Genomic DNA, 7342 nt, shown 5'->3' on the forward strand with positions numbered 1-7342 from the left:
CCTCACAGTTTGTCGGTGAGTTCTGGTACGGCTGCGAAGAGGTCTGCGACGAGGCCGAAGTCTGCGACCTGGAAGATCGGGGCTTCTTCGTCCTTGTTGATCGCGACGATGATCTTCGAATCCTTCATGCCCGCGAGGTGCTGGATGGCGCCCGAGATGCCCACGGCGATGTAGAGCTCGGGGGCGACGACCTTGCCGGTCTGACCCACCTGCCAGTCGTTCGGAGCGTAGCCCGAATCCACGGCAGCGCGCGACGCGCCAACGGCGGCGCCCAGCTTGTCGGCCAGTTTCTCGATCAGGGCAAAGTCCTCTTCCGAACCCACGCCACGGCCACCCGACACGACAACGCCGGCCGAGGTCAGTTCGGGGCGGTCGCTTTCGGCAACCTTGTCTTCGACCCATTCCGACAGACCCGGATTTGCGGCCGCACCAACGGTTTCGACCGAAGCGGATCCGCCTTCACCGGCCGCGTCAAAGGTCGAGGTCCGGAAGGTGATGACCTTCTTGGCGTCGTTCGACTTGACCGTCTGCATCGCGTTGCCGGCATAGATCGGGCGCACGAAGGTGTTGGCGTCGACCACGTCGGTGGCTTCCGAGATCACCATCACGTCCAACAACGCGGCCACGCGGGGCATCACGTTCTTGGCGTCGGTGGTGGCGGGGGCCACGATGTGCTCGTAATCGCCGGCCAGCGACACGATCAGCGCGGCGGTGGATTCCGCGAGGCGATGACCCAGCGAGGCGTCTTCGGCGACCAGAACCTTGGCCACGCCGTCGATCTTGGCAGCGGCTTCGCCCGCCGCTGCGGCAGAGGCGCCCGCGGCCAGAACGGTCACGTCACCCAGCGCCTTGGACGCGGTGACAGCCTTGGCGGTGGCGTCCAGCGCCAGTTCGCCATTGTTGACTTCTGCGAGAAGAAGAACAGCCATTACACAGCCCCCGCTTCTTTGAGTTTTGCAACCAGTTCGTCGACCGAACCCACCACGATCCCGGCGGCACGCTCGGCCGGTTCCTCGGTTTTCACGATTTCAAGACGCGGGGAGACGTCGACGCCGTAATCGGCAGCGGTTTTCTCATCCAGCGGCTTTTTCTTGGCCTTCATGATGTTCGGCAGCGACGCATAGCGCGGCTCGTTCAGGCGCAGGTCGACGGTGATGATGGTCGGGGTCGACACCTTGATGGTCTGCAGACCGCCATCCACTTCGCGGGTCACGACGGCGGTGTCGCCGTCGATGTCCACGTCCGAGGCAAAGGTCGCTTGCGACCAGCCCAAGAGCGCCGACAGCATCTGGCCGGTGGCGTTCATGTCGTTGTCGATCGCCTGCTTGCCGCAGAGCACCAGACCGGGGGCCTCTTCCTCGACGATCTTGGCAAGGATCTTGGCAACCGCCAGCGGCTCAACATCGGTGTGCACGTCATCCGCAGCAACCACCAGGATCGCACGGTCCGCGCCCATCGCCAGCGCCGTGCGCAGCGTTTCCTGGGCCTGCTTGACGCCGATCGACACGGCCACAACTTCTTCGGCCTTGCCGGCCTCTTTCAGGCGGATCGCCTCTTCAACGGCAATCTCGTCGAACGGGTTCATCGACATCTTCACGTTGGCGAGATCAACTCCGCTCCCGTCCGCCTTAACACGAACCTTCACGTTGTAGTCAATCACGCGCTTCACAGGCACAAGTACCTTCATCGGCGGTAGACTCCTCTTGAAACTATCGGGTGGGCACCGGGGTCTCGCCCCGGTAATCATAGAAACCGCGGCCGACCTTTCGGCCCAGCCATCCGGCTTCGACATATTTGGTCAGCAGGGGGCAGGGCCGATATTTGGTATCTGCCATCCCGTCGTGCAGCACGTTCATGATTGCAAGACAGGTATCCAGCCCGATGAAATCCCCAAGTTCGAGCGGCCCCATCGGGTGATTGGCGCCCAGCTTCATGGCTGCGTCGATGCTGGCCACATTGCCGACACCTTCATAAAGCGCATAGACGGCCTCGTTGATCATCGGGATCAGAACACGGTTCACGATGAACGCGGGATAATCCTCGGCACTGGCGGAAATCTTGCCAATACGCTCGATCAGGCCAAGCATCGCCCTGTAGGTTTCCTCGGATGTATTGATGCCCCGGATCAGCTCCACAAGCTTCATGACCGGGACTGGGTTCATGAAGTGCAAACCGATAAACCGCTCGGGGCGGTCCGTCCCGGCGCCAAGACGCGTAATCGAGATGGATGATGTGTTGCTGGCCAGAATGGTGTGGGGCTGCAGGGAGGGTTGCAGATCGGAAAAGATGCGCGACTTGATGTCTTCGCGTTCCGTGGCCGCCTCGATCACCAGATCGCTTTCGCCAAGGTCCCCCAGATCGGTTGTCGTGCCGATCCGTGACATTATGGCAGCTTTCTCGTCATCGGTCGCTTTGCCACGGGCCACCAGGCGATCCAGGTTCTTGGATATGCGCGCAACCGCACCTTCCAGCGCTTCACCCGACAGGTCGTTCAGGCGCACGTCGAACCCGGAGGCGGCAAACACCTGTGCAATCCCGTTGCCCATCTGTCCGGCGCCGATGACCCCGATTGTTTGAAACGTCATTTGGTTTCTCCCGCCTTCACAGCCAGAGCCAGTAAAAGTGCATTGATACGGCGCGCGGCGGAATCCGAACGCGAATTCAGCAACACAGGGACTCTTGCCCCAAGCACCAGTGATCCGGTCTCGGCTTGACCGTGGAACTTCCAGGATTTTGCAACGGCATTCGCCGCCTCGATTGTCGGAAACAGCAAGAGGTCAGCCATCCCAGCGACCTCCGACTGATCCAGTTTCTTGCTGATCGCCGCCGAACGGCTAACCGCGACGTCATAGCCGAACGGCCCGTCCACAACGAAACCCGGCAATTTCCCATCGCGGCTTTCTTCGCTCAGCGCGATTGCATCGCGCGTCGCTGACAGCGCGTCGGATACCTTTTCGGTCGCTGCCACGGCGGCGACCTTGACCGGGTCCACACCAAGCCCACGAAAAAGAGGGGCCGTGTTCAGAATGATCTGTCTCTTCTGGTCAAGCTCGGGGGCCGGAACGATGCCGTTGTCCGTCGCGGCTAGGAACTTGGGATAGGACGCCATTTCCGCCACGGTCACGTTGGACAGAATCCCCCCATCGCGAAGACCGTTTGTGCGGCTTACGATTGCGCGCAGATAGGACGTACTGTCCACATGACCTTTCATCGGGATGCCAGCTTCGCCCGCGCGCACCACCGCAACGGCCTTTTCGGCACATTCTGCGGGCGTTTCGGCGTCACGCAAATCAACCTGTTTCGCTACGTCCACAGGCAGGTGCCGCGCAATCCAACTCGCATCTCCGGTCACGACGGCGCGCCCGACAAGGCCAAGACGCAACGCATCCGCAGCGGCATTGATAACCTCCGGATCGTTTCCGCCCGCAACACACAAGCCGATATCGCGTCCTGCATCTGCAAATCGAGCCATCAATTGCGCGAACCCGCTGCCCGACATCACACCGCCTCTGCCAAGGGCTGAACCGGCCACGTCATCGCCGTTTCTTCTTCGGCCAGCACGCGCACAGCCCCTTCGGCCAATGCCAAGCATTCATTGCTACCGGGATAGACGATGATATCCGCGATACTGCCAACCTTTTCCGTCAAAGCGGTAACAATGCGAGGGCTGTTGACCAGCCCACCGGTGAGGACGATCCCGTCCAGATCGAAGTCAGCCACTGCAGCCATGGCACCAATGGCCTTGGCAATCTGCAGGATCATGGCGTCATAGACCAACCGGGCCCGTTCATTGCTGTCATCGACCATGGCTTCGACCTTGCGGATATCCTTGGTGCCAAGATGGGCGAACACACCCCCTTTGCCATAGAGCTTTTTCAGCAGCTGGTCTTTCGAATAGGCGCCCGAATAGCAAAGCTCGATCAGAGGAAGCGGTGGCAAACCGCCCGCGCGCTCCGGTGTAAACGGCGATATCTCCATGCGGTTCGAGCTGTCGACAAGGCGTCCGTCAACCAAGGCTGCGATCGAAAAACCGGCACCCAGATGCGCGACTACGGCCCGCGTTTCATCAAGAGACTTGCCCTTTGACGCAGCCAGTTTTCGCCCGCATGCACGGATATTCAGCGCATGAACAAAGCTGAACCGAGGCAGCTCTGGACAACCGGTAATCCGCGCCACCGGAGGCAATTCATCCACGCTGACCGGGTCCACCACAAAGGCCCGCACGCCATGTTGAAATGCAATCCCCGCGGCGAGCGGCGCGCCGAGGTTGCTGGCGTGATGGTACGTAGGGGTGTAGAGCGCGAATTGAACAAGTTCTGCGTTCACCTCGATCACGCCCGGCGGCACGGGGGTAAGCATTCCGCCTCGCCCCGCACAGGCGACCAGCCTGTCGGTTTCACTCATCTGCGCAGCAAGAAACGCAGAAACGCATTCCGTGCGATAGGGCAGCTGCGCCGCGATGCTGGGAAACCCCGCCATGACCGTTTCGTCATGTTCGAGGGTCTGCTCACAAACGGTTTGCGGCCCCTCACCTCGCCGCTCGAACAGCGCACAACGTGTGGTCGTGGTGCCGGGATTGATCGCAAGGATAAGATCGCGCGACATGTCGTTTCAGCCTGCGAAACTATAAGCCGTTTTGACGGCTGTATAGAACTCTACCGCGTACCGGCCTTGCTCGCGTGATCCATGCGAAGACCCTTTCCGACCGCCAAAGGGCACGTGATAATCAACACCCGCCGTTGGCAGATTCACCATGACCATACCGGCCTGGCTTTTGTGCTTGAACGCGCGCGCGTATTTCAGGCTGCTTGTGCAGATTCCCGAACTCAGACCGAACTCGGTATCATTGGCCACGGACAGGGCCTCATCAAAATCTGCAACCTTGATGATCGACGCACAGGGACCAAATATTTCCTCACGGCTCGACCGCATCTCGTTTGTCGCATTCACGAACATCGCCGGGGCCTGGAAGTATCCTTCCGTCTCCCGGTTCAGACGCTCACCGCCAATGACTTCGGCGCCTTCTGCCCCCGCGATGGCGACATAGTCGAGATTTGAGAGCAACTGTTTCTCGGAAACAACCGGGCCGATCTGAACCGATGTATCCAGCGGGTTGCCAACCTTGAGGGTTTTCATCTCGGAGGACAAACGATCAACAAACGCGTCGTGAATTCCGGCCTGAACAATGATCCGGCTCGACGCCGTGCAACGTTGTCCCGTAGAGAAAAACGCGCCGTTCAATACCGCAGGCACAGCGATATCCAGATCCGCATCGTCCAGAACCACCATCGGGTTCTTGCCACCCATCTCGAGCTGGACCTTCTTCATGTGCTGCGCCGCCGTGACCGCCAGCCCACGCCCAACCGGAACCGAACCGGTAAAGGAAATGGCATCCACTTGCGGATGGGTTGAGATCGCATTACCCACAACAGACCCCTGCCCCATAACAAGGTTGAACACCCCGGCGGGACACCCAGCATCATAGATGATCTCTGACAAAACATGCGCGCTGGCCGGGGTCAGATCGGCAGGTTTGAACAGCACGGTGTTGCCATAGGCCAGCGCCGGAGCAATCTTCCAGGCGGGAATGGCGATCGGAAAGTTCCAGGGCGTGATCAGGCCAACGACACCAACCGGTTCGCGCATGACATCCACATCCACATCCGGGCGGACCGAGGCGATTGCATCACCGGCCACACGAATGGCTTCCCCTGCGAAAAAGCGGAAAATCTGGGCGGCCCGAACCGTTTCCCCGATGGCCTCCGCAAGGGTCTTGCCTTCTTCGAGCGCCAGAAGCGTGCCGATCTCGTCCTTGCGCGCAAGCAATTGCTGCGCAACCGCCTCGAGCAGATCCGATCGCACCTGGGGCGAAGCGTTGGCCCAGCCGGGCAAGGCAACGCGCGCTGCCGTCGCAGCGACATCAACCTGTTCTGCGGAAGCGCGGGCATAGTGCCCGATCACTTCGGAAATATTCGCCGGATTGCGGTTTTCAGACGCGTCGACACCGTCCAGCCACTGGCCGGCAATAAGGTTCTTTTTCATGACAAGCTCGCGGAGTTAGGACAAATGGGCGGACAAAACCGGGCCGGTAAGGACTGCCCCGCCGCTAGGATAAGCGCGGGGCAGGCGTGTTTTGAAATCAGGCAAACGCCTGCAGTCCGGTCTGTGCGCGGCCGAGGATGAGGGCGTGGACGTCGTGAGTGCCTTCGTAGGTGTTCACGGTTTCCAGGTTGACCATGTGACGGATCACGTGGAAATCGAGGCTGATGCCGTTGCCGCCATGCATGTCGCGCGCGTGGCGGGCGATTTCCAACGCCTTTCCGCAGTTGTTGCGCTTGATGATCGACACCATCTCCGGCGCAGCGTTGGCCTCGTCCATCAACCGGCCCACCCGTAGCGCCGCCTGCAGGCCCAGCGAGATCTCGGTCTGCATGTTGGCCAGCTTGAGCTGGAACAGCTGCGTCTGCGCCAGCGGCTTGTTGAACTGCTTGCGATCCAGCCCGTATTGACGCGCCGCGTGCCAGCAGAACTCGGCCGCGCCCATCGCGCCCCAGGCAATGCCATAGCGCGCCCGGTTCAGACAGCCGAACGGCCCCTTGAGACCCTCGACATTGGGCAGGAGCGCATCGTCAGCCACCGCGACATTGTCCATCACGATCTCACCCGTGATCGAGGCCCGCAACGAGGCCTTGTTCGCGATCTTGGGCGCGCTCAGACCCTTGGCGCCCTTCTCGAGCACGAAGCCGCGGATCTTGTCGCCATGCGCATCCGATTTGGCCCAGACCACGAACACATCCGCGATCGGCGCGTTGGAAATCCACATCTTCGATCCGTTCAGCACATAGCCGCCGTCAACCTTCTTGGCGGTGGTCTTCATGCTGCCGGGATCAGAGCCCGCATCCGGCTCGGTCAGGCCGAAACATCCGATATATTCACCGCTGGCCAGCTTGGGCAGGTATTTTTGACGCTGCTCTTCGCTGCCATAGGCATAGATCGGGTACATCACCAGCGAGCTTTGCACCGACATCATCGAGCGGTAGCCTGAGTCAATCCGCTCAACCTCGCGCGCGACCAGGCCATAGCTCACATAACCCGCGCCAATGCCGCCGTATTCCTCGGGGATCGTGGTGCCCAACAGGCCCATTTCGCCCATTTCACGGAAAATCTCGGGGTCGGTCTGCTCGTTCTCGAACGCCGCCGTCACACGCGGCATCAGCTTTTCATCGCAATAGGCCTTGGCCGCATCACGGATCATCCGCTCGTCTTCAAGCAGCTGACTTTCCAACAGGAAGGGATCTTCCCAGTTGAAGGCATTCAGGTCGGGTTTCGATTGGGGGGCGAG

The 7342-nt window shown here is 60.6% G+C and carries 7 protein-coding genes; all 7 read right to left on the reverse strand.

Annotated features, from left to right (window positions below; all coding sequences use genetic code 11):
* Positions 1-2: 2 nt before the first annotated feature.
* On the reverse strand, positions 3-929 hold the full coding sequence (locus BMZ35_RS20505; protein ID WP_093096169.1) for an electron transfer flavoprotein subunit alpha/FixB family protein: 927 nt from the start codon (positions 927-929) through the stop codon (positions 3-5).
* The gene (locus tag BMZ35_RS20510) at positions 929-1687 is read right to left on the reverse strand and encodes an electron transfer flavoprotein subunit beta/FixA family protein (protein ID WP_093096174.1); all 759 of its coding nucleotides are present in this window, start codon (positions 1685-1687) and stop codon (positions 929-931) included. The genes BMZ35_RS20505 and BMZ35_RS20510 overlap by 1 nt, the downstream gene beginning before the upstream one ends.
* Positions 1688-1709: 22 nt before the next feature.
* Positions 1710-2585 carry a 3-hydroxybutyryl-CoA dehydrogenase gene (locus tag BMZ35_RS20515; protein ID WP_093097272.1) on the reverse strand — a complete coding sequence of 292 codons (876 nt, stop codon included), beginning with the start codon at positions 2583-2585 and terminating at the stop codon, positions 1710-1712.
* Entirely contained in the window at positions 2582-3472 is an 891-nt protein-coding gene (locus tag BMZ35_RS20520) for a phosphate acyltransferase (RefSeq protein ID WP_165610152.1), read from the reverse strand. The genes BMZ35_RS20515 and BMZ35_RS20520 overlap by 4 nt, the downstream gene beginning before the upstream one ends.
* Positions 3473-3498: 26 nt before the next feature.
* A complete protein-coding gene (gene buk, locus BMZ35_RS20525) occupies positions 3499-4605 on the reverse strand; it encodes a butyrate kinase (protein WP_093097278.1) in 1107 nt (368 codons plus the stop codon).
* A gap of 6 nt (positions 4606-4611) precedes the next feature.
* Complete coding sequence (locus BMZ35_RS20530; protein WP_093097281.1) at positions 4612-6042, reverse strand: aldehyde dehydrogenase family protein; 1431 nt, start codon at positions 6040-6042, stop codon at positions 4612-4614.
* A 97-nt stretch (positions 6043-6139) separates the two neighbouring features.
* Positions 6140-7318 (reverse strand): acyl-CoA dehydrogenase, encoded by a 1179-nt coding sequence (locus BMZ35_RS20535; RefSeq protein WP_093096787.1) that lies wholly within the window; start codon positions 7316-7318, stop codon positions 6140-6142.
* Positions 7319-7342: the final 24 nt, after the last annotated feature.

The sequence above is a fragment of the Shimia aestuarii genome, from assembly GCF_900114635.1.
Classification (GTDB): Bacteria; Pseudomonadota; Alphaproteobacteria; order Rhodobacterales; family Rhodobacteraceae; genus Shimia; species Shimia aestuarii.

Coding starts and splice junctions, on each gene's coding strand:
- buk (WP_093097278.1), bottom strand. CDS start 4,605: ATGTCGCGCGATCTTATCCTTGCGATCAATCCCGGCACCACGACCACA.
- BMZ35_RS20530 (WP_093097281.1), bottom strand. CDS start 6,042: ATGAAAAAGAACCTTATTGCCGGCCAGTGGCTGGACGGTGTCGACGCG.
- BMZ35_RS20515 (WP_093097272.1), bottom strand. CDS start 2,585: ATGACGTTTCAAACAATCGGGGTCATCGGCGCCGGACAGATGGGCAAC.
- BMZ35_RS20505 (WP_093096169.1), bottom strand. CDS start 929: ATGGCTGTTCTTCTTCTCGCAGAAGTCAACAATGGCGAACTGGCGCTG.
- BMZ35_RS20520 (WP_165610152.1), bottom strand. CDS start 3,472: ATGGCTCGATTTGCAGATGCAGGACGCGATATCGGCTTGTGTGTTGCG.
- BMZ35_RS20510 (WP_093096174.1), bottom strand. CDS start 1,687: ATGAAGGTACTTGTGCCTGTGAAGCGCGTGATTGACTACAACGTGAAG.